Origin of the sequence: Streptomyces sp. HUAS CB01, assembly GCF_030406905.1 — a bacterium.
Taxonomy (GTDB): Bacteria; Actinomycetota; Actinomycetes; order Streptomycetales; family Streptomycetaceae; genus Streptomyces; species Streptomyces chengbuensis.
Window position 1 is genome coordinate 253534 of the sequence record NZ_CP129137.1, and the last position, 22990, is coordinate 276523.

23 protein-coding genes are annotated in these 22990 nt (G+C 69.8%); 9 read left to right on the forward strand and 14 right to left on the reverse strand.

The genetic code is table 11. The features are described 5' to 3' along the window. Position 1: 1 nt before the first annotated feature. Both QRN89_RS01230 and QRN89_RS01235 read left to right on the forward strand, forming a co-directional pair. Positions 2-1393 carry a dihydrolipoamide acetyltransferase family protein gene (locus QRN89_RS01230; RefSeq protein WP_290347465.1) on the forward strand — a complete coding sequence of 464 codons (1392 nt, stop codon included), beginning with the start codon at positions 2-4 and terminating at the stop codon, positions 1391-1393. Then, a complete protein-coding gene (locus QRN89_RS01235; protein ID WP_290347466.1) occupies positions 1390-1635 on the forward strand; it encodes an acyl carrier protein in 246 nt (81 codons plus the stop codon). Before QRN89_RS01230 ends, QRN89_RS01235 begins: the two co-directional genes overlap by 4 nt. Before the next feature lie 156 nt (positions 1636-1791). Here the strand turns inward: QRN89_RS01235 and QRN89_RS01240 are convergent, their stop codons facing one another. The 6 genes from QRN89_RS01240 to QRN89_RS01265 all read right to left on the reverse strand — a co-directional run bounded on the left by QRN89_RS01240 (position 1792) and on the right by QRN89_RS01265 (position 8143). Beyond that, positions 1792-2052, reverse strand: coding sequence for an SHOCT domain-containing protein (locus QRN89_RS01240; RefSeq protein ID WP_290347467.1), 261 nt, complete (start codon positions 2050-2052; stop codon positions 1792-1794). Positions 2053-2347: 295 nt separating this feature from the next. Beyond that, positions 2348-2941, reverse strand: a complete 594-nt coding sequence (locus QRN89_RS01245) for a fasciclin domain-containing protein (protein ID WP_290347468.1) — start codon at positions 2939-2941, stop codon at positions 2348-2350. A gap of 201 nt (positions 2942-3142) precedes the next feature. Further along, on the reverse strand, positions 3143-3562 hold the full coding sequence (locus QRN89_RS01250) for a CBS domain-containing protein (protein ID WP_290347469.1): 420 nt from the start codon (positions 3560-3562) through the stop codon (positions 3143-3145). A gap of 131 nt (positions 3563-3693) precedes the next feature. Then, entirely contained in the window at positions 3694-6093 is a 2400-nt protein-coding gene (locus tag QRN89_RS01255) for a glycoside hydrolase family 65 protein (RefSeq protein ID WP_290347470.1), read from the reverse strand. A gap of 61 nt (positions 6094-6154) precedes the next feature. Continuing rightward, positions 6155-7024 (reverse strand): universal stress protein, encoded by an 870-nt coding sequence (locus QRN89_RS01260; protein ID WP_290347471.1) that lies wholly within the window; start codon positions 7022-7024, stop codon positions 6155-6157. Between the two features lie 204 nt (positions 7025-7228). Continuing rightward, a complete protein-coding gene (locus QRN89_RS01265) occupies positions 7229-8143 on the reverse strand; it encodes a pyridoxamine 5'-phosphate oxidase family protein (RefSeq protein WP_290347472.1) in 915 nt (304 codons plus the stop codon). A gap of 211 nt (positions 8144-8354) precedes the next feature. Between QRN89_RS01265 and QRN89_RS01270 the strand changes: the two genes are divergently transcribed. Next, positions 8355-9029, forward strand: a complete 675-nt coding sequence (locus QRN89_RS01270; protein WP_290347473.1) for a CBS domain-containing protein — start codon at positions 8355-8357, stop codon at positions 9027-9029. Between the two features lie 147 nt (positions 9030-9176). Here QRN89_RS01270 and QRN89_RS01275 read toward each other — a convergent pair whose 3' ends face one another. Further along, positions 9177-9998, reverse strand: coding sequence for a universal stress protein (locus QRN89_RS01275; protein ID WP_290347474.1), 822 nt, complete (start codon positions 9996-9998; stop codon positions 9177-9179). Between the two features lie 889 nt (positions 9999-10887). On the opposite strand from QRN89_RS01275, the gene QRN89_RS01280 reads away from it, so the two are divergent. Beyond that, positions 10888-11391 carry a molybdenum cofactor biosysynthesis protein gene (locus tag QRN89_RS01280; protein ID WP_290347475.1) on the forward strand — a complete coding sequence of 168 codons (504 nt, stop codon included), beginning with the start codon at positions 10888-10890 and terminating at the stop codon, positions 11389-11391. Positions 11392-11726: 335 nt separating this feature from the next. Beyond that, a complete protein-coding gene (locus QRN89_RS01285; RefSeq protein WP_290347476.1) occupies positions 11727-12035 on the forward strand; it encodes a hypothetical protein in 309 nt (102 codons plus the stop codon). Positions 12036-12355: 320 nt separating this feature from the next. Here the strand turns inward: QRN89_RS01285 and QRN89_RS01290 are convergent, their stop codons facing one another. Then, positions 12356-12754: a hypothetical protein gene (locus QRN89_RS01290; RefSeq protein ID WP_290347477.1), complete on the reverse strand. Its 399-nt coding sequence runs from the start codon at positions 12752-12754 to the stop codon at positions 12356-12358. Between the two features lie 729 nt (positions 12755-13483). Further along, the gene (locus tag QRN89_RS01300) at positions 13484-15043 is read right to left on the reverse strand and encodes a SpoIIE family protein phosphatase (protein ID WP_290347478.1); all 1560 of its coding nucleotides are present in this window, start codon (positions 15041-15043) and stop codon (positions 13484-13486) included. A 396-nt stretch (positions 15044-15439) separates the two neighbouring features. On the opposite strand from QRN89_RS01300, the gene QRN89_RS01305 reads away from it, so the two are divergent. Further along, on the forward strand, positions 15440-15697 hold the full coding sequence (locus QRN89_RS01305; protein ID WP_290347479.1) for a hypothetical protein: 258 nt from the start codon (positions 15440-15442) through the stop codon (positions 15695-15697). Positions 15698-15882: 185 nt separating this feature from the next. On the opposite strand, the gene QRN89_RS35940 is transcribed toward QRN89_RS01305, so the two are convergent. Next, a complete protein-coding gene (locus QRN89_RS35940) occupies positions 15883-16314 on the reverse strand; it encodes a DUF8825 domain-containing protein (RefSeq protein WP_494478356.1) in 432 nt (143 codons plus the stop codon). A gap of 536 nt (positions 16315-16850) precedes the next feature. Here QRN89_RS35940 and QRN89_RS01310 point away from each other — a divergent pair. Continuing rightward, positions 16851-17594: an SDR family oxidoreductase gene (locus QRN89_RS01310; RefSeq protein ID WP_290347480.1), complete on the forward strand. Its 744-nt coding sequence runs from the start codon at positions 16851-16853 to the stop codon at positions 17592-17594. 150 nt (positions 17595-17744) lie between these two features. Here QRN89_RS01310 and QRN89_RS01315 read toward each other — a convergent pair whose 3' ends face one another. Beyond that, on the reverse strand, positions 17745-18236 hold the full coding sequence (locus QRN89_RS01315) for an allene oxide cyclase barrel-like domain-containing protein (RefSeq protein ID WP_290347481.1): 492 nt from the start codon (positions 18234-18236) through the stop codon (positions 17745-17747). Between the two features lie 423 nt (positions 18237-18659). Between QRN89_RS01315 and QRN89_RS01320 the strand changes: the two genes are divergently transcribed. Continuing rightward, entirely contained in the window at positions 18660-19133 is a 474-nt protein-coding gene (locus QRN89_RS01320) for a VOC family protein (protein WP_290347482.1), read from the forward strand. Here the strand turns inward: QRN89_RS01320 and QRN89_RS35535 are convergent. From QRN89_RS35535 to QRN89_RS01330, 3 genes are all read right to left on the reverse strand, one after another. Continuing rightward, positions 19049-19555, reverse strand: a complete 507-nt coding sequence (locus tag QRN89_RS35535; RefSeq protein WP_356948600.1) for a beta-1,3-glucanase family protein — start codon at positions 19553-19555, stop codon at positions 19049-19051. The two genes, QRN89_RS01320 and QRN89_RS35535, sit on opposite strands and share 85 nt — an antisense overlap. A 73-nt stretch (positions 19556-19628) precedes the next feature. Beyond that, positions 19629-20843, reverse strand: coding sequence for an IS110 family RNA-guided transposase (locus QRN89_RS01325; protein WP_290347483.1), 1215 nt, complete (start codon positions 20841-20843; stop codon positions 19629-19631). Positions 20844-20907: 64 nt separating this feature from the next. After that, positions 20908-21555 carry a beta-1,3-glucanase family protein gene (locus tag QRN89_RS01330; RefSeq protein WP_435833233.1) on the reverse strand — a complete coding sequence of 216 codons (648 nt, stop codon included), beginning with the start codon at positions 21553-21555 and terminating at the stop codon, positions 20908-20910. A gap of 436 nt (positions 21556-21991) precedes the next feature. Here QRN89_RS01330 and sbnA point away from each other — a divergent pair, with 436 nt between their 5' ends. Continuing rightward, entirely contained in the window at positions 21992-22981 is a 990-nt protein-coding gene (gene sbnA / locus QRN89_RS01335; protein WP_290347484.1) for a 2,3-diaminopropionate biosynthesis protein SbnA, read from the forward strand. Positions 22982-22990 lie beyond the last annotated feature (9 nt).

Sequence of the window (22990 nt, forward strand, 5' to 3'; positions counted from 1 at the left end):
CATGGGCGCGTTCACCATGCCGTCCCTCGGCGCCGACATGGACGAGGGAACTCTCCAGGAGTGGTTGGTAAGGCCCGGTGAGCGGGTCCGCAAAGGTGAGGCAGTCGCGGTCGTCGAGACCGCGAAGTCCACCATCGAGGTGGAGTGCTTCGAGAGCGGCACGGTGGAGGAACTGCTCGTCGAGCCCGGTACGACGGTGCCGGTCGGCACGGCGCTCGCGCTGATCGTGCCGTTCGCCAGGGCACGTGAAGCGCGTGGGGAGCCGGAGGAGCCGGAGGAGCCGGAGGAGCCGGAGGAGCCGGAGGAGCCTACGCCGCCCCTGCCGCAGCCGCATCGTGCGGCGCCGCCCTCCGGAACCGAGGCGGCCCGTGCGCCGGCGCCGAACGCCGCCCGCGCGCACGGGCACGCCGAAGCGGGCCCGCTGCTCCGGCACCTCGCGGAGCGCAGCGGCCTGGACTGGGCGGCGCTGCACGGTTCCGGACCCGGAGGGCGCGTCACCCGGAGCGACGTCGAGCGCGCCGCCGGCGGTGCCGCGCGGCCCCCGCGGGTCCGGGCCACTCCGCTGGCCAGACGGCTCGCCGCCGAACTGCACGTCGATCTGGGCTCGCTGAGAGGCACGGGCAAGGACGGCGCCGTCCGTGCCGCGGACGTGCGCAGCGCCGCGCCGGGTGGCGCCACCGCGCCCGCGCCCGCGCACCGCGCATCCCGGCCGCGGACCGCGGAGGACCGGGCCTCCGCGATGCGCCAGGCGATCGCCGCACTGATGACCCGCGCCAACCGGGACATCCCGCACTACTACCTGTCCACGAACGTCGACATGGCCGCCGCCATGGACTGGCTGCACGAGCACAACCGGCGCAGCCCGGTCGGTGAACGGCTGCTGCCCGCAGCCCTGCTGCTCAAGGCGGCCGCCTGTGCGGCCCGCGAGGTGCCCGAACTCAACGGCTACTGGGTCGACGGCGGATTCGTGCCGGGTGACGGTGTGCACCTCGGCGTGGCGGTGTCCCTCCGCGGGGGCGGCCTCGTCGCCCCGGCCCTGCACAACGCCGACACCCTCGATCTGCGGCAGCTGATGGCCGGGCTGAAAGACCTGGTCGTCCGCGCCCGCACAGGCCGGCTGCGCGGATCCGAGGTCTCGGCCCCCACGCTCACGGTCACCAACCTCGGCGACCAGGGGGTGGAGACCGTCTACGGCGTGATCTACCCGCCCCAGGTGGCCCTCGTCGGCTTCGGACGGGTCGGCGACCGGCCGAGCGCCGTGGACGGCCTGCTCGGCGTGAGGCCTGTGGTCACGGCCACCCTGTCCGCAGACCACCGAGCGACGGACGGAGCTGTCGGTGCCCGCTATCTGACGGCGGTCGACCGTCTGTTGCAGAATCCGGAGCAATTGTGAACCGCACCGAAGCACTGGAACTGGTCAAGGACTCGATCTCCCGCGTCGTACCGGGCGCCGACTTCGATGCCCTGGGCCCCGACGACTCCTTCCGCGATGCCCTGGAGATGGACTCGCTGGACTTCCTGGGCTTCGTCGAGGCTCTCAGCGATCGTTCCGGAGTCCGCATCGAGGACGAGGACACGCCACAGCTCACGACTCTCTCCGGTACCGCCGACTTCCTGGTCGCCCGTGCCGGATGAGGGCAACCATCCAGCTGTGGTGCGGCGACCGGGACCCACTGCCGGGACGGCCGCAAGCGAGGTCGGTTCACCCACCAGTCACCTAGGCAGCGCCCTGCCGTCGGGCTCGCGGCGTTCGACGTCGCCGCCAGTGGCCGCCCGAGAGCCGGAGCCTGGTCACGGGCTCCCCGGCCGGTGGGCCGCGAGGCGTTTGCGCGCTTCGGCGTACGAATCCGGGTCGATCTCGCCGGAGGCGAAGCGACGGTCGAGGATCTCTTCCGGCGTTTCCCTCGATGTCTTCCGGCGGTCCGCCGCGTCGTGGCGACCGGAAGACTGCTGCGTGAGCCGGATCACCGCCCACACCACCAGGCCGATCAACGCGATCCACAGCAAGGGCATGAAAGTCATCCAGGCCCAGCCACCATTCCAGTACATCATCGTGACCCACCTCCCGGGACCCTTCCACTCTCCACCCGTTCCGAGAGAGAGCACCAGGGCACATCGGACCCACCTCAGGGGTCACTCGGGCCCTGAGTGCCCGCCTTCCCGGGAGCGGCTCGTTCCCCGCCGGTCGCGGTGGATGGGCCGAGGACGTCGCGGCCCTGCGAACGGGTTGCGAGGAACCCGCACCCTCCTCGGGAGCACGGCGACGCCGTCGTGCGAACGCCACCAGCCTCGTCCGGTCGCAGCCGGCAGTCGCCCCTCGGCTGTCGGCGAAGGCGCCCCGGCCGTGTCAGTCAGGAGGGGTGAGGAGCGCGTCAATGAGGTAGACGGTGGCGTTGGCGGTGGTGATGTTGCCGCAGACGATGTCCGCCGTGTTGTTGACCTTGAACGATGTACCGGAGCCGGAGGTGGTGAGCTGCGAGCCTTCCAGCGTCTTGAACGAGCCGTTCGGCAGCTCGCTCGGGGTGACGTCAGCGTCCACCACGTGGTAGGTCAGTACCTTCTTCAACCGCTCCGGGTCGTTCAGCAGTGAGTCGCGCTCTGCCTGGGACATGCTGTTGAAGGCGTGGTTGGTGGGCGCGAAGAGGGTGATGTTGTTCGATCGGTTGAGGGTGTCGTCCAGTCTGGCCTGCTTCAACGCCGCCGTCAGCTGTGCCAGCTGGCGGCTTCCTGCCGCGGCGTCCGCCACCTTCTGCTCGGCCATGGCGGCGACACTTCCTCCTCCGCTCCGGGGCAATTCCGAGCAGTCGGGCCCGAACGTTCCCGTCGGACCGGGCGTCGGCGCCTGCGCGTAGGTGTGGGGGGCGAACGCGCCCAGCAGGAGCGGGACGGCAACCAGCGGGGCGGTCACGGCATGTGCCGTGCGAACTCGCGAGAACCTCATGATGACACTCCTTGGACGAACTTCCGAGCATGCGGCCGAGGTCCCCGATCGGCGCGACGAGCATGTGTCGCCGCTGCTCTCGGTCCCCCGCAGACACGCCGCTGAGAGGGATGCGCGTGAACGGAGCGGGGCGCCACGGTGACGGCCCGTTCGCGCAGCACCGGCCGGACGGCGATTCCTTCGAGTCCGGTGGGACGGTGGTCACTTCGCAGCACACACGGCCTCGACGAAATGCCCCACCTGCTCTTCCGGCAGCCGGCGTGCGAGGTCCGATTCGCTGATCATCCCCACCAGGCGGTGGTTCTCGACGACCGGCAGCCGGCGGATCCGGTGCTGCTCCATGGCCTGCAGGACCTCGCCCGAGTCGGCACCGGCGTCGATCGTGACCGGCTTGCCCTGCTCGAGCATGCCCGCGGTCATGGTCTTCGGGTCCTTGCCCTTGGCAAGGCACTTCACCACGATGTCGCGATCGGTGATGATCCCGTGGAGCCGGTCGTCCGGCCCGCAGATCGGCAGTGCGCCGACGTCCAGCTCACTCATCCGGCGCGCCGCGTCCGCCAGGGTCTCGCTCTCCTGGATGCACGTGGCACCGGCGTGCATGATTTCCCGTGCCGTGGTCATAGCCGTCTCCTTCGTGCCTCGCGATCTGCGCGGAGGGGGAGCACCGCCCTCCCTACCGGCCCCCCATGCCAGTGTGGGTCGTCGGCATCCCGTACGCATGCCAGGCGCACGCCGTCCCGGCCCAGGCGGCATCATGCCGTCGGCAGCACCAGCGTGCAGGTCTCCCCCGGTGCGACGGTGACGGCCCGGTCGGTCAGGACCACCCGGATCGGCAATTCCTCCGAGGCGGGTACGACGATCCGCAACTGTCCCCGTCGCAGTCGTACGCCGACGCCCCAGTGGCCGCGATACCGCAGCGAGAATCCGTACTCGGACAGCGCGGGAAGCGGCACCGGATCCAGCCACAGTGCCTCCTCGCGGGTCTCCAAGCCGGTCAGGCCGCGTTGGACCAGGTCGAGGGTTCCGGCCATGGCCCCGAGGTGGACGCCTTCGCCGGTGGTGCCGCCCTGGATGTCGGCGATGTCCGCCTCCAGTGCCTCCCTGCAGTACTTCCAGGCGTCGGCCCGTCTGACGCGGGCAAGGACCCAGCCGTGGACGAGACCGCTGAGGGTGGAGCCGTGGCTGGTGCGCCGCAGGTAGTAGTCGACCGTCCTGCGCCAGAGTTCGTCGTCGAGCTCGTATCCGAGACGGTGGAACAGTTGCCGCAGCTCGGCGGGCGAGAAGAGGTAGCCGAGCATGAGGACGTCGGCTTGTTTGGAGGCCTGATAGCGGTTGACCGTGTCCCCCTCGGCCTCGAGTATCCGGTCGAGGCGCCGGATGTCGTCGTACCGCTCCCGGTAGGCGTCCCAGTCGAGCTCCTCGAGGTCGCCGTAGCCGTCGAACTGGCTGATGACGCCCTGGTGGTGAGGCACCATCAGCCGCCGCGACACCTCTTCCCACCTGGGAAGCTCGCCGATGTCCAGCTCCACGCGCTCGAGGAGTTCCCGGCGGCGCCATGCCGGAAGGCGCCGCACGAGGTCCACGGCACAGCCGATCACCCAGGCGGCGGTGACGTTGGTGTAGGCGTTGTCGTCCAGTCCGGGCCGGTCGGCACCCGGGTAGCTGTCGTGGTACTCGTCGGGGCCGACGACCCCGCGGATGCGGTAGCGGCCCGGCTCGGGGTCGAAGGCGGCGGTGTCCACCCAGAAGCGGGCGATCTGCAGGACCATCTCCGCACCCTTGGTGTGCAGGAACTCCGTGTCACCCGTGGCCTCGCAGTACCGCCAGACGTTGTACGCGATCGCCGAGCCCACGTGGTGCTGGAGGTGGGTGTGGTCCGGCAACCACCGGCCCGAGCGGGGGTTGAGATGCAGTCTTTGGGTCTCCTCACGGCCGTCGCTGCCGCTCTGCCACGGGTACATCGCCCCGGCCCGCCCCGCCTTCCGGGCGGAGCGGCACGCCTGCGGAAGGCGCCGGTACCGGTAGTTCAGCAGCGCACGGGAGACCTCGGGGAAGTGCAGGTTCAGATAGGGCAGCACGAACAACTCGTCCCAGAAGACATGCCCGCGGTACGCCTCACCGTGCAGTCCTCGGGCCGGCACGCCGACGTCGAGGTCCGCGGTGTGCGGCGACAGCGTTTGCAGGACGTGGAAAAGGTGCAGACGCAGGACGCGACCGGCCTGGCCCGGCACCTGGACGTCGGCGTGCCGCCACAACTGGGCCCATGCGGTGACGTGGGACTCCATCAGGGCGGCGAAGTCGGCGGCCGTGGTCGCCCGCTCGACCGCTGCTCCGAGCGGATCGCTGATCGCCGGGTCGCGTGAGGTGTGCAACGCCACGGTCTTGTCCACGACGACGGGTACGCCGGGAGCAATGGGGATCACCAGACGGCGGACGGCTCGGTGTCGCGAGGGATGCAGCCGCGACGACGTCGGCTCCCGACCGTGAACGACCGTACGCGCCGCCATGGCGACACCGACGTCGGATCTGTTGGTACGGCAGCGCAGCCACACGGTGTCGGACTCCTCCACCCCGGTCTGCACATGGGCCAGGTGGCTCCGGTTGAGGGACCGGTACCGGTGCACGTTGGCGTTGACCACATCACCGTCGATCGCCGACTCGACTTCGATCTCTCCCGACCAGTCCTCGGCGGTGAACACGGTGCGCAGGACCGCCAGATGAGGATCTGCCATGTGCACCAGGCGGACCTGCTCCACCCTCAGCACGCCGGCCACCTCGTCCTGGTAGCGGAACGTGCGCATGAGCGTGGCACGCCGCAGATCCAGGCTGTGCCGATACTGCAGGAACGTGCGGGAGTCCGCGGTGAACCACCGCCCGGCCGGACCTCCGGCGGAGCGGAGACGGAACCGCAGGGGCAGCCAGTTCGGGAGGTTGACCAGGTCCTCGTTCACCACCGGGCGGCCTGCCACGGTGGACTCCAGGCGGTTGTAGCATCCGGCCAGGTAGGTCCCCGGGTAGTGCACCAGGCCGGCCCTGCTCTCGGGTACGGCCCCCCGTGTGGCGAAGTATCCGTTGCCGAGCGTGCACAGTGATTCACGCAGCCGCTCGGCCGCGGGGTCATGGCCCTCGTACTGCCAGGTCCACTCCGGCATGCGCCGTCCTCACCCCTCTCCTTCCCGCGGCGTACGGGAGCCCGGTCGGCGCATCGGGACGTCAGGTGCGCTCGGGGACGACGGCGACCGGGCACTCGGAGTGATGGAGCAGGGCGTGGGCGACCCTGCCGATCTGCAGACCGAAGTGGCCGTGCGGTCTCAGGGCGCCGACGACCAGGAGGTCGGCGCCGGCCGAGGCGTTCAGGAGCACCTTGTGGGCCGGTCCTTCCACCACGCGCCTTTCCACCTCGACCTGGTCCCGCACAAGATCGCGCAGCACTTCGTCGAGGATCGCCGAAGCCCGCTCCGCGTGCGAGCGGCCGGCTTCCTCCCCGAGGAGAGGGTGGTCCACGTGCTCGTGTACGGGGCAGCGCCATGCCCTCACTGCCTCCAGAACACAGCCACGAGCCTCGGCCTCGCGGAGGGCGAACCGTACGGCTCCCACGTCCTCGGCCGATTCGCCGACGCCGACCACCACCCGTCCGTTGACTCCGTGCCGGTTCCGCTCCGAGCCCCGCACCACGACGACGGGGCACATCGCGCGGGCCGCCACCGTGAGGCCGACCGATCCCAGCAGCAGTCCGCCCAGGTCGCTGCGCCCTCGGGATCCCGTGACCAGGGCGGAGGCGTCGTGCCCTTCCCGCAGCAGCACGGACGCGGCATCGTCGGGCAGCACCTCGCCGGACACCTTCACCTCCGGGTCACGCAACCGGGCTCGCTCTGCGGCGGAGGCGACGATGTGCTCCCCCATGAGCTCTTCCGCCGGACGATCCGTGCTGAAGGACGGCCGCCTGCCCTCGTAGCGCTCCCACAAGGAGGCGTAGACCAGGCGCACAGGGAGCCCGCGCCGTGCCGCTTCGTCGACCGCCCAGTCGACCGCCCGCAGGCTGCCGTCCGATCCGTCCACGCCCACGACCAGTGGGAGATCCATCCTCCCCACCGCCTTCCTGTCCTACCCCGACGAGCGCCCCCTGTGATTACCGTGGCACCACCCGGGCACCGCCGCGACACGCCCGCGGCCGGCTCTCGTACCTCCGCGGCTGGTGGCACCGCCCCTGGAGGACGGTCAGGGCCGTGTGGTTGCCCCATCGGGAACGGCTCAGTGGTCACCGTCACCGTGCAGCCGCCCGCCCCCTCACTGCGAGGCCGGGCCGATACGACGACCGGTGAGACGCTGGGGCCGGATCGACACCCACATCTCCCGCTCACCACCCGCCCACGGTTCGGTGTGAGCACCGTCGGCAAGCTGTCGCACGGCGTCGGTTTCGGTGACGTGCCGCGCCGGGCCGACGGCGAGAACGCTCCAGCCCTCGCCGGCGCTCTCGTCCACATGATCGACCTCGAAGGCCACCTCGGACCCCACAGCCGCCGCGGGTGCCGAGCCCGGCGCGGTCCGGAAGGCGATCTCGTCGTCGACGACCTCATAGTTCACCGGAAGGACCGCCGGGCCGTCGGGGGTCGTCAAGGCGATACGGCCCACACCATGGGTGGAGAGCAGAGCACGGCACTCCTCCGCGCCGAGTTCCCGCAGCTCAGGGTGCAGGAGGGCCTGGCCTTGCCCAGGCGGCAGATCGATGCCTCCCCCACGCAGGGCTTCCACACTCGTTCCCAGCGCGCCGGCCAGTCGGGTCAGCGTGCCCAGACTGGGGTCGGCCGGGCGTTCTTCCAGGTACGCGAGGTACTCCGGAGCCATTGCGGCGCGGCCGGCCACGGTGGCCCGGGTGAGCCCCTGCCGCTCGCGCTCGGCGGCCACCCGCCGGCCGATGTCGCCAGGACTGGGCGCCCGGTCCGGCCTGGGCCCTCCGGACGTCCCTGCCGCTCCCTCGACGTCCGACGTAGAGGGCGCAGACGCCGCGGACGCGTGCTCCAGGTGATGGACATGGGCATCGGGCCCGGGGAACACCATCGTCACCTCGTCCGTGTCCGACCAGCGCACGTCGTAGGGGGGTGTTCCATCCGCATGGTGGAGTCCGACGATCTCGCCGTCGCGCCTGGCACCGCCGGTCGCCGGGCTTTCGATGACGAGTTGGTCGCCGAGGTGAGCTCGCATGACCGCCGCCCTTTCCTCAGAATGTTGCTGTGACCCAACGTGCCACGCACGGCTTGCCGCCGCACGGGCCGGAAAGCCCTGATCCTGGGCCGACCAGTCCCTTCTCGGGGCGGGCGCCGGTGGGGGTCCGCGCCGCGCCACGTCACGGGGCCGGCTCCGACAGCTCGACATGATCACGTTCTCCGGCACGGGCCTCGAAGGGACAGGTGTCATGCACCACCGAACGGTCGCAGAGCTCATGACCCGACAGGTCGTCCGGGCGCGGCGTGATCTGCCGTTCAAGGAGATCGTCAAGTTGCTGGCCGAGAACGACGTCACCGCCGTGCCGGTGGTGGACGAGCAGGACCGCCCGATGGGTGTGGTGTCCGAGGCGGACCTGCTGCGCAAGTCCGCGGACCAGGCCGACCCGTCCGGAAGGCCGGGGATTCCGCAGCCGGAAGCCTGGGACCGAGCCAAGGCCGAGGGAGTGAGGGCCGAGGAACTGATGTCGGCTCCCGCGGTGTGCGCGCGCCCGGAGTGGAACGTGGTCGAGGCGGCCCGTCTCATGGAGGCCCATGGCGTCAAGCGGCTGCCCGTGGTGGACGAGACGGACAAGCTCCAGGGCATCGTCAGCCGCTGCGACCTGCTGCGGATCTTCCTCCGCCGCGATGACGCCATCGGTGAGGAGATCACTCGGGACGTGCTGCAGGAGACCTTGGGCCTCGCTCCCTCCGAGGTGTCGGTCGGCGTCCGTGAGGGGCAGGTCGCCCTGGACGGAACCGTCGAGTTCCGCAGCCTGATCCCCGTCATCGAGCACCTGTGCACGAGTGTGGACGGGGTGGTCTCGGTCTCGTCGCACCTCACGTACCGGACCGACGACGCCCGGGGGTCCGGCACAGGCCGGTGAACCGCCTGGCACGGGATCCGAGCACATCTCCCGATCCCGTCCTGAGCTGGACGATTGCGGCGAAGCGTCCGCGCGGCACGAGGTCTCGGGGCGGGTCGACAGCACGCGCGCCACAGGCCCGGCAGGCCGGTCCCCCTCTGCGAGTCGTCACATCTGCGGAACAACGGCGATCGGACACGGCGCGTGATGCAGCAGCGCATGGTTGATCAAGCCCAGTTGGAGCCCGAGATGCCCACGTCGCCTGCGGGCGCCCACGACGAGCAGATCGGCGTCGGACGCGGCCTCCAGAAGCGCCTGACGTGCCGGCCCTTCGACGACATGACGACTCACCGAGGCGTTCGCGTACCGCTCTGCGGAGCCCCTCAGCGCGTCGTCGAGCACCTGCGCCGGCGGGCGGCGCAGCGTCTGGACCCCGTATCCGGCCGGGGGCGGCGGCTCGGCGAGGCCCCCGAACGGGACGCTCCAGGCGTGCACCGCGACCAGCCGGCAGCGCCGCACGTGGGCTTCACGCAAGGCGAACTCCACCGCGGTGCCACTTCCTTCGCCGTCCTCGACACCGACGACGACGCTTCGGAACCGGACGTCGCGATGCGCTGGTCGGCCGCGCACCACGACGACCGGGCAATCGGCACGCGCCGACACGGCAAGACTGACCGACCCCAGGAGAAGCCCCGCGAGGTCCCCGAGGCCCCTGCATCCGAGGACCAGGGCGAAGGCATTGCGCCCCTTGCCGAGCAGGGCTGCCGCAGGGTCCTCGTGCAGCACCTCGCTGGACAGCCGAGCCGAGGGTGCGTTCCTCCTGGCCCGTTCCGCGGCAACGGCGATCAGATCGGCCGCCTCGTGGTCCGGCGCGACGGCGTGAACGAGGAGGAGCGGTACGTCGTGCCGCGCCGCCTCAGCGGCGGCCCAGTCGACCGCCTCCAGGCTCGCCTCGGACCCGTCGACGCCGACCACGAGCGGGATCGCCACTGATGCCACCTCCGTGCCGGATGGACTTCATGCGCTCCTCGGCCCTGCCGAGGCGGCCGCGCCGAAGCATGCTACGAGCGCCGTGAGCGAGAAGGGCTCCTCCACTCGGGGTGCCGCCTCGCACGACGTGCGATCTCGTTCACTGTCATTCCAGCTTCATACCAGTCGGATTCGGTCGCCATGGGTGCCGACACGGTCGGGAGTCCTTCCTTCCCTCGGCACGCTGTGGTTCGAGGCCGCGCCAGTTCGGAGGACTCCGGGGTGAGACGTCGGCTGATGGGATCGATCGTCGCGGCCCGGACCACGTCGCCGAACTCCGGCACTGGCATACGCCCGGCGGAAGTCGGACGGCGTTGCCCGCCGTGTGTGCCGTGGTCGACGAGATGGCTCACCGCGTCGGTGATCTGCCGGTGAGGGTGGCAGGGCGCCCGCCCCGGCCCGCCGGCCATCACGGCACCGTCGGCAGTACCCGGACCCGTGCCCTCTCGGCATTGCTCGGGTTACGAGCCATGCCGGGACCGGCGTTCCGGCCGGTCGGCCGCGCCCCCGCACCGATGGGCGAGACCCGAGCAGCTCACCACGCTCGGCATCACCCGGCCCCGCACTCGCAGGATGGCCTTGCCCGGTTGCGGTGGGCCTCCGCATGCAGAGCGTGACAGAGGAGCGGCAGAGGGTCGAGCGCGAGGTCACACATGGCTGCCGTCACGTCACCGTAGCGACATCCCGAATCCCACAGTGACGAGAGCCCCGAGGTGCCGGAGGCGCGGGAAACCGGACCGCGAAATCACGGCACGTCATAATCCCTTGGCCGCCAGTTCCCTTGCGCAACTCCCTTCCCCTTCTCCCTCCGCTCGCGCCCTCCTTTTCGACCCGTCGTACAGTGAACTTCATGACCATGGTTGAAGTGATTCAGCTCTTGTTGTCACCGAACCATCGCTACATAGGTCGGCCGGCCGACGGCCCGGCTCCGGCGCAGGAAAACGAGCTGGTGGACAGTGTCGAAGTCCGGCGGACTCTGGGGATCGTCGGCGACCGATACTTTGCTCATCCGGCGCACCGCCGCGCCGCCGTTACTCTGATGGCGGTGGAGAATCTTCCGTTGCACATCAATGCAGCGGTCGACCTTCGGCAGGTGCGTCGGAACGTGCTCCTCAAGGGGGTGGACATCGATGCGTGTGTGGGATCGACGGTCAGCCTGGACAGCGGCAGCGGCCCGGTCCTCCTGGCGGTCAACAGCGCGGCGAGACCTTGTGCCTGGATGGAGACCACTATCGGAGCCGGTGCCCAGCGCGCGCTGAGAGGTAAGGGCGGCGTGCGCTGCACACCGCTTTCTGATGGTGTTCTGACTTTGGGGACCGCAGCATTCACCATTACTGGCATGGACTCGCAATGAGCACTCTGAGGAGCGCCCGACCCGAGGCGCCTGGGCCCCATTGGCGCGCAGGTGGGGCAAGTCGGTGGTGCAGCGCGGGCTCCAGGGCATCATCCCGTACTGACGCTCGGGCAACGACGAAGATTGCCGACCGACACGAAAGAGCGTCTTCGGCACCCTGAAAAAGCAGCGCATCTTCACCACGCCCGCTCCAGGGCCGGGCATTCCCCCGGGTAAGCCTGCCTTCCCTCGACCGGGAGCCTCCCCCGGAGAGCCGCACGTCCAGCCCAGCCCCGCTCGCGAGAGTCCGCCGGGCCCGATGGGAGGACCGCACAGTGACCAGACACTTCGACGGCGTGGCCGCTGGAGACGGCGCACGAGTGCCGGCGGAGCACATCCCCGCCGCCGTCACCGCCGGAACCCTCGTCTACAGCGACGGCGCGACGCAGACCTTCGACGCCGACGGGTCCACCCGCTACTTCGAGACCGGGCGCCGGACGGAGGGGACGTGGTCCGTCGACGAGAACGGCGACTTCTGCTCCTACTGGCCCCCCTCCTACCGGGCTTCCTACCGTCTTGAATGGGTGGTGGAGGAAGGAGAGGTGGTCGGCCTCCGGTTCTCGGACCTCAAGACCGGAGCCCGCTTCGACGGCCGCTACCAGTGAGCGCCCGGCGTCCTGGGGCCGGATGCCAAGCGCGGACGGCAGAGGCGGCCAAGGCGACATGACACGGGAGTTCGTCGCCGCGTCACGTCTTCCGCAGCGCGGCTCCGGCCACCTCCCACAAGCACCGCCCCGATCGGGTTTCGGGGGCTTCCGCGATCCGCCGCAGGCGGGCAGACCCCGGCACCCGGTGTCGCGTGAGCCGGGGGGCATGGGCGGGGCGGCTCAGCAGTCACGACGTCGGCGCGGGAGTCGCGCTCGGAGATCGGTCCATGGCCCGGATCCTGCCACTGGTGCCCCGGCCCATCGCTCCGCGCGAGCGCTCATCCGGATCCGGACTCGAGCCAACTCCTCCAGACGCGGCGGGTGTTGGGCACCTCGGGGCGCTGGAGGAGCCACAGGACGTAGCCGGCGTGGCGACGAGCGCTCGGGCTGTCCGAACCGGCGGCCGCGGCAAGGCGGTTGCGCAAGTCGTCACTGTCAATGGCCCGTGCAACGCGTACGTACTCGCGGTCCTTGCAGCGATACGGCCGCCGGACGACGACCTCGATCAGGTCGACGAGCCGCCGTACGACCGCGTCGTCGTGGCCGACGACAGCGAGGCCGCGAATCAGGCGCTGCTTCGTGCCCCAGCACTTCGCATGGCGCGTCCACTCCTGCGGGTGCCTCGCCTCCCACTCCAGATAGAGCAGCGCGTAGGGCAGTCCGGGCCACGTGACCACGCCCTGCCCCACGGGAGATTCTGCCAATGCGGCCGGGAAGGACTGCCTCACTGCCCGGCTGTAGCGTCTGCTCGCCATCACACGCCCCGGCTGCCGTCCACGTCGCCACGTCTCGTTCCAGTGAGCGGCAGCGTCCGCGACGTTCTTCCGGGCCTCGACCAACCGGCCGAGTGCCGCAGACCGTACCGCCGCGTCGTCCGCCGTCAGCCCGTACGCCCAACCCAGCCTCGCGTCCCACCCGCGCGCACGCCTCCTCGTCGCCATGCGGGAATCATCTCCCAAGCACGGCGGACCGTGCGACCCACTGAATGCCGGCGTTACTGGTTCGCACCTCCGCTCAGAACGCCGGTTCACACCTCCCTGACTGGTTGCCAGGTGGGCGTTGAGCAGGCTCCCCGGCCATCCGGCAGCCAGGGCCTCCCCGATGCCCGCATGATCTGCCCCACGACCACGGCAGCGTCCCCTGCTGCGCTTTCCACTGCTGGACCTCGACGTCGTGCTACCCGGGCCCGCTCGAGCAGGCGGGCCCCGGTTCCGTGGGCCTCCCCGCGAGCGAACCGCTCACAGACCGTCCGCCGCGGCCCGTGCCGTTGCGGCAGGTCGCGCGACGGAGCACCCCTCCGCACCACCACAACACCCCGTTGGTCACCTGCCGGTGATTCCGCCACAGCCGCGCTTGGCTCTCAACACCCTGCGGCACGGGCACGGTCCGCTCCCACGCTGCACCACTCAGGCATGGAAGCGTCCTGCCTCCGGTTCGCGGAGGGAGGCGGCCGGGGTGCCGTCGCGGTGGAGCGCGAAGGGCTGGACCCGGGCGATGAGCAGGGCGACGTCGTCGTGGTCGTTGGGGTGGCGCAGGGTGCGCAGGAGCAGGTCGCAGGTGTCGTGCGGGGAGCGTTCGGGGTCGTCCAGGAGGGCGAGCAGTCTGTTCAGACGTGCATCGATGGGCTGGTCTCGTCTTTCGACGAGTCCGTCGGTGTACATGACGAGCTGATCGCCTGGGGACAGGTCGAGCGTCCCGGCGTGAAAGGTGCCGGTTCCGACTCCCAGGGGTGTGCCGGTGGGCAGGTCGAGCAGTCGGCGTGTCCCGTCGGCGCGGAGCAGGGCGGCGGGCAGGTGGCCGGCCAGCGAGATGCGGCACTGGGCCGTGTTCGGGTCGTAGACGGCGTAGAGGCAGGTGGCGATGGTTTCCTGCTCGAGATCCTCGGTGATGTGGTCGAGGTGGCGGAGCACCTGGGCGGGATCGAGGTCCAGAGTGGCGAGGGTGCGGGTGGCGGTGCGGAGCTGCCCCATGGTGGCGGCCGCGCTGACGCCGCTGCCCATGACGTCACCGACGACGAGGGCGGTCTTGTCGCCGTCGAGGGCGATGACGTCGAACCAGTCGCCGCCGATCTCCATGGCGGCTCGGGCGGGCCGGTACCGGGACGCGACCGTGAGGCCCGGCCGCGGCTGCGGTGAGCGGGGCAGCAGGCTGCGCTGGAGGGTGAGCACGGTGCGGCGTTGTTCCTGTACGGCGCGGTGGCGTTCGGTGACGTCCACGCTGGAGGTCACCACTCCCAGCACCTTGCCGTTGGGGGCTTCGAGCCGGTGGAAGGAGATCGACCAGGCGTGCTCGTTCTCCGGGTCCGCCGGTGTGCGGCCGACGGTGTACTGGTCCAGGACCGGGGTGCCGGTGTCGAGGACCTGGCGCATCGTCGCTTCGAAGGACGGGTCCAGGAACGGCAGTACCTCGTGGACGTGCCGGCCCTTGTGCTCGGCGGCGGGCACGCCGTTCATGCGCTCCTCGGCGGGGTTCACCGACAGGTAGCGAAGGTCGGTGTCCAGCACTCCGAGGCCGATCGGCGACTGCGACACCAGGCGGGCGGCCAGGGCCAGGTCCCGTTCGACCTGCCGTAGCGTGGCCTGGTCCGCGGCCAGTCCCAGGGCGTAGTAGTCGCCCTGGTCGTCCATGAGCCGCATGCTGCGGAACTCCACCAGCCGGGTGCCGCCACCCTTCTGCCGGGCGGGGAAGACCCCCGCCCAGCCCTCCCCGCTCTCCATGACCTGCGCAAACAGGTCCAGCGCGACCTGCAGGTCCTCCTCGTGGACCAGCAGGCGGCCCGCGAACTCGCCCAAGGCCTCCTCCGCGCTGTAACCGAACAGCCTCTCGGCCTGCGGGCTCCACAGATCGATCCTTCCTTCGGCATCGAGGAGCACGGCAGCCACGCTCAACAGGTCCAGGAGGCCGCCGGGCGCGGTGGAAGCAGGATCCTCCCCTGCCGGATCGCCCCTGGCCTCGGCTGCACACATAACGGCTCTCCTCACGCCCACACTGCGGCCCCGCAGTAGCGTGCGGCTCCCACTCCAGCCCAGGTCAATCGGCCGCAGCCTTGCCTTGCCCTATCGTCCCCCTGCCAGGGTCACCCCTGCAGCCTCAGCCGGGCAGCCATGGAGCAGCGCCGCACACCCCCGGTGTGATCGGGCATCACCTGCGGCAGGTTCCAGGAGTACGTGTCGGCGGCAGACAGGTCGAGGCGCGACGCAACGACCGCCCGTTGTCAAGCCCCGAACGTTGGAGGCATGACGGAGGACCGGGACGCAGGCGTAATGGAGTCACGGGTTCACACCGAGCGGTTGGCCCATCCCGGAACGTCCGACCGAACGGCGGCGGACAGCGCACCCCTTCCCCCTTGGAGGAGATTTCTCATGGCTCGCACCACCTGCACGCAGCGCATCGCACTGATCACTGCCACGACCGCCCTGGCCGCAGGAGGTGCCCTCCTCCCCACCAGCGCATTCGCCGCCCCGGCACCCCAGGTGAGCACCGCGGCCGCCCAGGCCAACGCCTTCGACCAGCACAAGCACCACGATCGGGACGACAACCGAGGAGAACGGAAGAAGACCAAGATCGTCATCAAGATCAAGGACAAGAAGATCGTCATCAAGGTCACTTCGCGGAAGTGACGACGATCCACCCGCTGCGGGTTCGGCCGGAGAGACGCACCGCTCTCCGGCCGAACCCACAGCGCGTCGCAACGGGGTGTTGCCGACAGGGGGCGGCGCAGTCCCGCGACGCCAGGTCGGACAGCCGCAGGCACGACATACCGGGTTCGGGCGGCGAGAGCCTCCTCCCCTGGCTGGACCGCACTTCAAGAGCACCGCCATGCCGTCGGGCAGAAGCGGCCGGGGCCGGGCCGATCGTCCCGTCGCCGCTCCCCCGAACCGTCGCGCCTTGACCGTGACGGGGACCCGCTCGGCGACCGCCTGGAACCAGCCGGCGTACGCGGGCCTGCCGCTCGGTCACCCGTCCCGCGCCTCCCCGTCCGAAGGCGGCGCCGGGCTGCTCGGCGCAGCGACGCGCGTTCCGCGGTCCCGCCCGGGCCGTCCCAGAACTGGTGCTCGGCAAGCCGGCAGGACAGCGCGATCAAACTCCGTCGCATCGTTGTGGTGCTTGCCGTGGGCGACTGCTGCGCTAGGCCCTCGTATGTGCGGATCCAGTCGGTCTGCAGGCGTAGCAGGTCATCCGGGAAGAGGTGTCGCGCCATGACCACATTAGAGCACATGTTCGATTTACATCGCATGACGAGGACTCCCCACGCTCCGCTGTCACCGGAGGTGGCTTCATCGCTCGGCCGGGAACGGGCGAGGACTGGTGGCACTGGACGCGGATGCGGCCGAGCGGCACGCCACAGCCGCTGAAAGGCGGAGCAGCCCGTCGCCGTCGCCGGCCCCTCGGTGGCCCGGCCTGACGGTCGAGTACGACGGCGGGCGGAGGGGCATACGGTGGAATTGCTGCTCGCCGGATCGGTCACGGACCCGCAGAGCGTGTGGTGGCGGGGGCTGCGCAGCGAGAGTCAGCGGTGCACGACGTCGCTCTGCAATCTCCCGGGCCGACCGGTCCCCCACCGACCGGACAGGGAGCCGGGCCTCATGGGCGCCGAACAACCGGAGCCGTTCATCGCCAGAACCGGCCGCCGGCTCGCGAGGGTCCAAGCCTCCGCTCTCGGGATGCTTCGCCCGGAGACGACCAGGTGCCGAAAGCACCGAGGGCGGTCACGGTAGGTGTTGTCAGCCGACGTTCGGCGGCCGTCTTCAGGCCACGAGGAGGACGAGGACCATGCGTATCGCCGTTGCCGGTGCCACCGGGAACATCGGTGCCCTCACCGTGGGCGCCCTGGAGCGAGGCGGACACGAGGTCGTGCGCATCAGCCGCTCGCTCGGCGTGGACCTGATCACCGGCGACGGTCTCGACGCCGCCCTCGCGGGCGTCGAGGCCGTGGTCGACGCCACCAGTTACACGGGGGCGGACCGGGATGCGGCGACGGCGTACTTCGGCACCGCGACGCAGAACCTGCTCGCCGCTGAGGAACGTGCCCATGTCCGTCACCACGTGCTGCTCTCGATCGTGGGGGTCGACCGTGTCGTGGGCAACGCGCATTACGCCGGCAAGCGGGAGCAGGAACGTCTCGTGGCCGAGGGCGGAGTGCCGTGGACGATCGTCAGGGCCACCCAGTTCCACGACTTCGCCGCGACGGTGGTGGGCTGGACCGAGCAGAACGGCGTCGCCACGATCCCGCCTCTGCTCGTACAGCCGATCGCACCGGAGGACTTGGCCGACATCCTCGCCGAGATCGCCACGGGCGCGCCCCGGGGGCGCTACCGCGATGTCGCCGGCCCGGAACCGCAGGATCTGGTGGACATGGCCCGACGAACCAACGACGTGCGAGGGCATGCGGTGAAGCTCGTACCCTCATGGTCGTCGGTGCTCGGCTCCGAGACGGCCGGAGACGTGCTTCTCCCCGGTGAGGGCGCCCGCGTCGCGCCGACCACGTTCGACGACTGGCTGGCCCGACAGCGGTAGCGAAGCTCCGCAGGCGCGCACCGCTCAGGCGGGGCACGCCGAGACGCCCCCCGATCATGTCCGCATGCCGGTGCGCGTCAGCGGCGCTGCGGCGCCATGGAGCTTCTACGCGCCGGGCTCAGACCCGTTCCCCACCTTGGAGACCAGGGCTCACCGGGTCAGGTGGACCGTGAAGTGCCGCTCGGTCTCACCTGCGGGCACGGTACGAACGAAGCCCTGGGCGTTGCGGTACTCGCCCGATCCACCGGTGATGCCGACGTCGACGGAGGAGGGGGCGGGCAGATGGAGCAGTGCCTGTGCGGCGATCTGGCCCTCAGGCAGGGAGAAGGTGCCCAGGCACTGCAGCGCGCCCGGCTCGACTCGGGTGTAGGTGCAGACCACGCTGTGATCTCCCACCTTCTCGCCGTCGCGGTAGAGGTCCTCGTGGATGACGCGCTGGTCACCCACGCTGACCCCGGCCGCGCCCAGGTCGAGATCTCCGATCGAGGTCTGCTTGCCCACCAGCTCGAAGACCTGGTCGTGACGGGTCGACATGTCGGCCGAGGCCATCGGGGCGACGGTGACGCCGACAGCGACTGCGGCAGCCATCCCGGTGGCAGCCGTCAGGTAACGCACCTTGTTCTTGGTCCATGTGCTCGGCAACGTGTCGCTCCATTCATGCGCGGCGATCGAGGGCCGACGGAACGCCTGGGCGCCAGTCCGTCGGGAAGGCGACAGCGCCGCCCCAGCGGAAGTGGGGCAGCCCTGACGGGTCGTTCCTTCGAACAGTCACACAACCTATCGTCACCGGTCAAGATGGTGACCAGTGGCATGCGTCACCCTTCAAAACGGTGACGACACCGCGCCTTTCACCCTGGTGCCGGCCGACACCGAAAGGCCTGTCCGCAACGCTCCACGGCATGACGCCGGGCGCGGGCTCCGGGCGCGCGACGGGTCCCTCCGCGTCAGCAACGCAGGCGAAGCGATCACGACGGCCTGCCCCTACGCCGTTCCCCCCGCCGCAGTTTGAGCAGCGGGCGAAAACGGTACAGACAGCTCCACCGCTCACACCCAAGGACACCCCTCATGGATCTGAAACTCGAAGTCATCGTGCTGCCCGTCTCCGACACCGACCGGGCCAAGGCCTTCTACCACAAGCTTGGCTTCCGCCTGGACCTCGACACGGGTCCCAGCACCGACTTCCGCTGCGCGCACTTCACCCCGCCCGGCTCCGGGTGCTCGATCATGTTCGGGGAGGGGATGACCGCCGCCGAGCCCGGCTCGGTACAGGGCCTGTACCTCATCGTCTCCGACATCAACGCGGCCCGGGCCGAGCTCGCCGACCGGGGCATCGACATCAGCGACGTCTTCCACGACGCGAACGGCGTGCTGTTCCACGGTCACGAGCGCGGGGACGTCACCCACAACCTTCCCGGCCAGGAACGGCTGGCGGGCCGCCACCCGGAGGGCAACACCTACTCCTCCTTCGCCTCGTTCGCCGACCCGGACGGCAACGGCTGGGTGCTGCAGGAGATCACGGAGCGGTTCCCCGGCCGCTGACCCGGGCAGCAGGTCCCAGGATCGGCTCGCCCCGGCTTGTCGACCTTTGCTCGAGCGCGGTGGGCGCGCCGGCGGGGGTCGGTGAAGGTCCCGGTCCGTCCACCGAACGGCTCATCGTCGGCGCTGCCGTCGACCGGCTGCCGGCCCGCGGGGCTGACGTCGTCGCAGGGGAAGCCCGAGTCACAGCTGAAGACGTCCGACGATGCGGGCTTGGCGAACGACCTGTCCAGGCCGGGGAACGTCAACGAGCCGTTCTGTACGCGTCCGGCGAAGACGCCCAACCCTCCGGCGTCCACGCGAAGGTCGGTCGACACGCACTTCTCCCAGACCGCGTTGGTGTACGAAGCGGTCGAACGAGCCGCGCGCCGGAGGAAGCTTCTGCGGGGACATCGCACGCAGACCCCGCCTCCGTCACCGATCACCAGCCGGTCCCGGGGGGTGTCTCTATGTCCTTCGTCAAGGACGTGGCGTCGGGTTTGGTGTTGTTTGGGGTGGTCATGCGGCGAGGGTGATGTCGGGGGTTCTGGATTCGTAGAAGGTGCCGTCGCGGAGCATGGCGAACAGGACGCTGATGCGTTGGCGGGCAAGTCGGAGGAGGGCCTGGGTGTGGGTTTTGCCGCGTGCTCGTTGCCGGTCGTAGTAAGCGCGGGAGGCCGGGTCGGCGTTCATGCAGGCGAACGCGGAGAGGAACATGGCGCGTTTGAGCTGCCGGTTTCCGCCCCGTGGTGCGTGCTCACCATGAATCGAGGTCCCCGACGACTTGGTCGTGGGGGCGAGGCCGGCGTAGGAGGCGAGGTGGGCGGCGCTGGCAAAGCCGGTGCCGTCGCCGACGGTGACCAGCAGGACGGCGGCGGTCCTGACCCCGACTCCGGGCATCGAGGTCAGGACCTGGTGAAGAGGGTGGGCCTCCAGCAGGGTGTCGATCTGGGCTTCCAGGGCCCGGCGCTGGTCGTGGACCGCGGCGAGCGAGCGGGCCAGCGAGGGGATGACCACGTTGAGGGTGTCTGTGCCGGGGACCACGACGGTCTGCTCGTCGAGGGCGTCGAAGACGTCGTCGATCAGGCGGGCGGCCATGCGCGGGGCCTTGGGCCGGATCACCTCGACGAGTCTGCGGCGGCCGGCCTTCCGCAGTGCGGCCGGGGATCCGTAGCGCTCGAGGAGCCAGGTGATGGCGGGGTGGTCCAGCCGCGGGCCCAGGACCCGCTCGAGGCTGGGGTGGAACTGGGTGAGCAGGCCGCGTATCCGATTGGAGGTGCGGGTGGCTTCCGCGGCGAGGTCCTGGTCGAAGCCCGTCAGGACGGTCAGCTCGGCGGTGATCTCGTCGGTCAGCTCCAGCGACCGCAGAGTGTGAGGCATCGTCCGGGCCGCGTCCGCGATCACCGCCGCATCCTTCGCGTCGGTCTTCGCCTCTCCGGGATAGAGATCGGCGATCCGCCGCATCGCCAGTCCCGGCAGGTAGGCGACCTCGCAGCCCGCGTCTCGGGCGACGGTCAGGGGCAGAGCGCCGATCGACGCGGGCTGGTCCACGATCACCAGGACGGTGCCGAACTTGGCCTTGAGCTTGTCGAAGACGGCCCGCAGCTTCGGCTCGCTGTTGGGCATCGGCTTGTCGAAGACCTTCTTCCCGGCCGGCGTGAGCCCGTGACCGTGGTGGGCCGTCTTGCCGACGTCCAACCCGAGGAAGACGCCTATGCCTTCGGTGTCTAACATCGCACCCTTCCGCAGGTGTTGATCGTGCTGGCCTCGGCGGTGGCACCGTGCTCGCGCATCCACGTTATGCAGACCTGCCGCCCGCGAACTGCCCGGCATTGCACCAGGCCGGGCGGTGGCCGGGTCTCTCATCAGCGTCTCCGACGGCACCTCCCGGGCCCGGCGACACCACCCCCCAGGTCATGCCTTCGACAGAGGGGACACAGTCATACCGGGCCCGGAGGCCAGCAGCCCCATTGCAGGACCGCGAAAAACATAACGGGGGATACCCGTCCTCGGCGGCTTGGGCCCTGAGAGCCTCTGCGATGCGCTCGGCGGCGTTCAGCTCCAGCGGGGCCACTGTACGGGTGGCGTTGCCGGTGAGTGTGAAGCCGATCGGCACAGCGGTGACGAGGTCGACGCAGCTGAGGTTGGCGTACAGCTCCGCGGAGTTGAAGGTGAACTCGCAGCACGACCAGACCTTGGCGTGGATCACGTCCGCGTCGGCGGCAAAACTCGGTTCGACGAGCTGACCGGTGGTGTTGACGACCGGCGAGCAGAGTTCCCGCGAAGGGGGCGGTGACCGCCGCGGCGCCGGTCGCAGTCCCCTGCGGGGTGCGGGTCGCAGTGGCGATGCGGCGGCGCGCGCCCCTCCCCCCGAAGGTCCTCTCAGCCACCTCAATGGTCGGCTCGTCCGCGCCGACCAGCCGGGGGACCGCCTCGTGCACCGCAACCTGGCGGCATGTCAGGTCGACCGCGGCAACCGCCGCCGGCCGCTCGTCACCCTCACCGACGCGGGAAAGGAAGTCGTTCGAGTCCCATCGTCGTTCCGCTCAACGAAGCGTGGATTCCGCTCATTCGCAGGCCACTGCCGTGACCGACGGGCACCACGTGAAAAGCCGCAGAACCGGACCCCAAGAATCCGGAATGTTAAATTCTTAACAGCACGACTTTTGGGCGATCCTACTCAAGATATTGCTCGACAATCGCGGGAGACCTATGGCACTCTTCAAGAGAGCCGAGGTCTCGGGGGACACCTGGACGGCACACCGGGGGACACAATCTCTTCTGCACGCCCGCGCCCGATCAGCGCGGGTGACGCGTATGGGCAAGCGCATCTCTGCGCGCATCGCGCGTTCGCATGCCCACAATCAACGGGGTAGATTTCAGTGATAGCGGAAGAAGTCTATGATCTGGTATTGGATGACGTGTTCATCCGAGCCGATCATTTAGCACCAGGAAGCTCCGTCTTCCTCAAGATCGAGGGCCTGAATCCAGCGGGCTCGGTCAAACTCAAGACCGCCATCGCACTGGTGAGCCAGGCCGAGAAATCGGGGCGCGAATTCCCGCGCACCCGGCTGATCGAATCGACATCGGGAAACCTCGGGGTGGCCCTCGCCATGGTCTGTGCGGCGAAGGGATACCACCTCAGCTGCGTGACCGACCCCCATGCCAACGCCCAGTCGGTGCGCCTGATGAAGGCGCTGGGGGCCGAGGTCGTGGTGATCGACCGACGGGACGGCAACGGCGGCTTCCTGCAGTCCCGCATCGACTACATCGGCGAGCGCCTGCTGCGCGAACCGGACACCTACTGGCTCAACCAGTACGCGAACCCTGCCGGTCCCCGGGCGCACCGGGAGCGCACCGGCCGCTCCATCGTCGAGGAGATCGGCCATGTCGACCACGTCTTCATCGGCGCCGGCACCACCGGGACCCTTATGGGGTGTGCGGAGTTCTTCCGGCAGCACAGCCCGCACACCCGGATCATCGCGGTGGATTCGGTGGGATCGGTGACGTTCGGCGGCCCCGCGACCCCGCGCCACATCCCGGGTCTGGGCACCAGCCGACGCCCGGAAATACTGGACGAGAAGTTCGTCGACGAGGTCGTCCTGGTGTCGGAATCGGCCACCGTGGAGATGTGCAGAATGCTCGCCGAAGAGCGCGGACTACTGCTCGGAGGATCCTCCGGAACGGTACTTGCCGCAGTTGCCGGAAAATCCAAGGACATTCCCGAGGGAAGCGTCATCGTGGCGCTCTCTCCGGACTTCGGCGAACGCTATCTGGAAACCGTCTACAACGACGACTGGGTGGCCGAGCGCTGGCCCGAGGTAACGCACGCCGAAATCTCAGCGATTTCTCGGGTCCGGGCTCGGACCTGAGGAGAGGAA

Coding starts and splice junctions, on each gene's coding strand:
- QRN89_RS01230 (WP_290347465.1), top strand. CDS start 2: ATGGGCGCGTTCACCATGCCGTCCCTCGGCGCCGACATGGACGAGGGA.
- QRN89_RS01240 (WP_290347467.1), bottom strand. CDS start 2,052: ATGATGTACTGGAATGGTGGCTGGGCCTGGATGACTTTCATGCCCTTG.
- QRN89_RS01245 (WP_290347468.1), bottom strand. CDS start 2,941: ATGAGGTTCTCGCGAGTTCGCACGGCACATGCCGTGACCGCCCCGCTG.
- QRN89_RS01250 (WP_290347469.1), bottom strand. CDS start 3,562: ATGACCACGGCACGGGAAATCATGCACGCCGGTGCCACGTGCATCCAG.
- QRN89_RS01255 (WP_290347470.1), bottom strand. CDS start 6,093: ATGCCGGAGTGGACCTGGCAGTACGAGGGCCATGACCCCGCGGCCGAG.
- QRN89_RS01260 (WP_290347471.1), bottom strand. CDS start 7,024: ATGGATCTCCCACTGGTCGTGGGCGTGGACGGATCGGACGGCAGCCTG.
- QRN89_RS01265 (WP_290347472.1), bottom strand. CDS start 8,143: ATGCGAGCTCACCTCGGCGACCAACTCGTCATCGAAAGCCCGGCGACC.
- QRN89_RS01270 (WP_290347473.1), top strand. CDS start 8,355: ATGCACCACCGAACGGTCGCAGAGCTCATGACCCGACAGGTCGTCCGG.
- QRN89_RS01280 (WP_290347475.1), top strand. CDS start 10,888: ATGACCATGGTTGAAGTGATTCAGCTCTTGTTGTCACCGAACCATCGC.
- QRN89_RS01300 (WP_290347478.1), bottom strand. CDS start 15,043: ATGTGTGCAGCCGAGGCCAGGGGCGATCCGGCAGGGGAGGATCCTGCT.
- QRN89_RS01305 (WP_290347479.1), top strand. CDS start 15,440: ATGGCTCGCACCACCTGCACGCAGCGCATCGCACTGATCACTGCCACG.
- QRN89_RS35940 (WP_494478356.1), bottom strand. CDS start 16,314: ATGCGATGTAAATCGAACATGTGCTCTAATGTGGTCATGGCGCGACAC.
- QRN89_RS01310 (WP_290347480.1), top strand. CDS start 16,851: ATGCGTATCGCCGTTGCCGGTGCCACCGGGAACATCGGTGCCCTCACC.
- QRN89_RS01320 (WP_290347482.1), top strand. CDS start 18,660: ATGGATCTGAAACTCGAAGTCATCGTGCTGCCCGTCTCCGACACCGAC.
- QRN89_RS01325 (WP_290347483.1), bottom strand. CDS start 20,843: ATGTTAGACACCGAAGGCATAGGCGTCTTCCTCGGGTTGGACGTCGGC.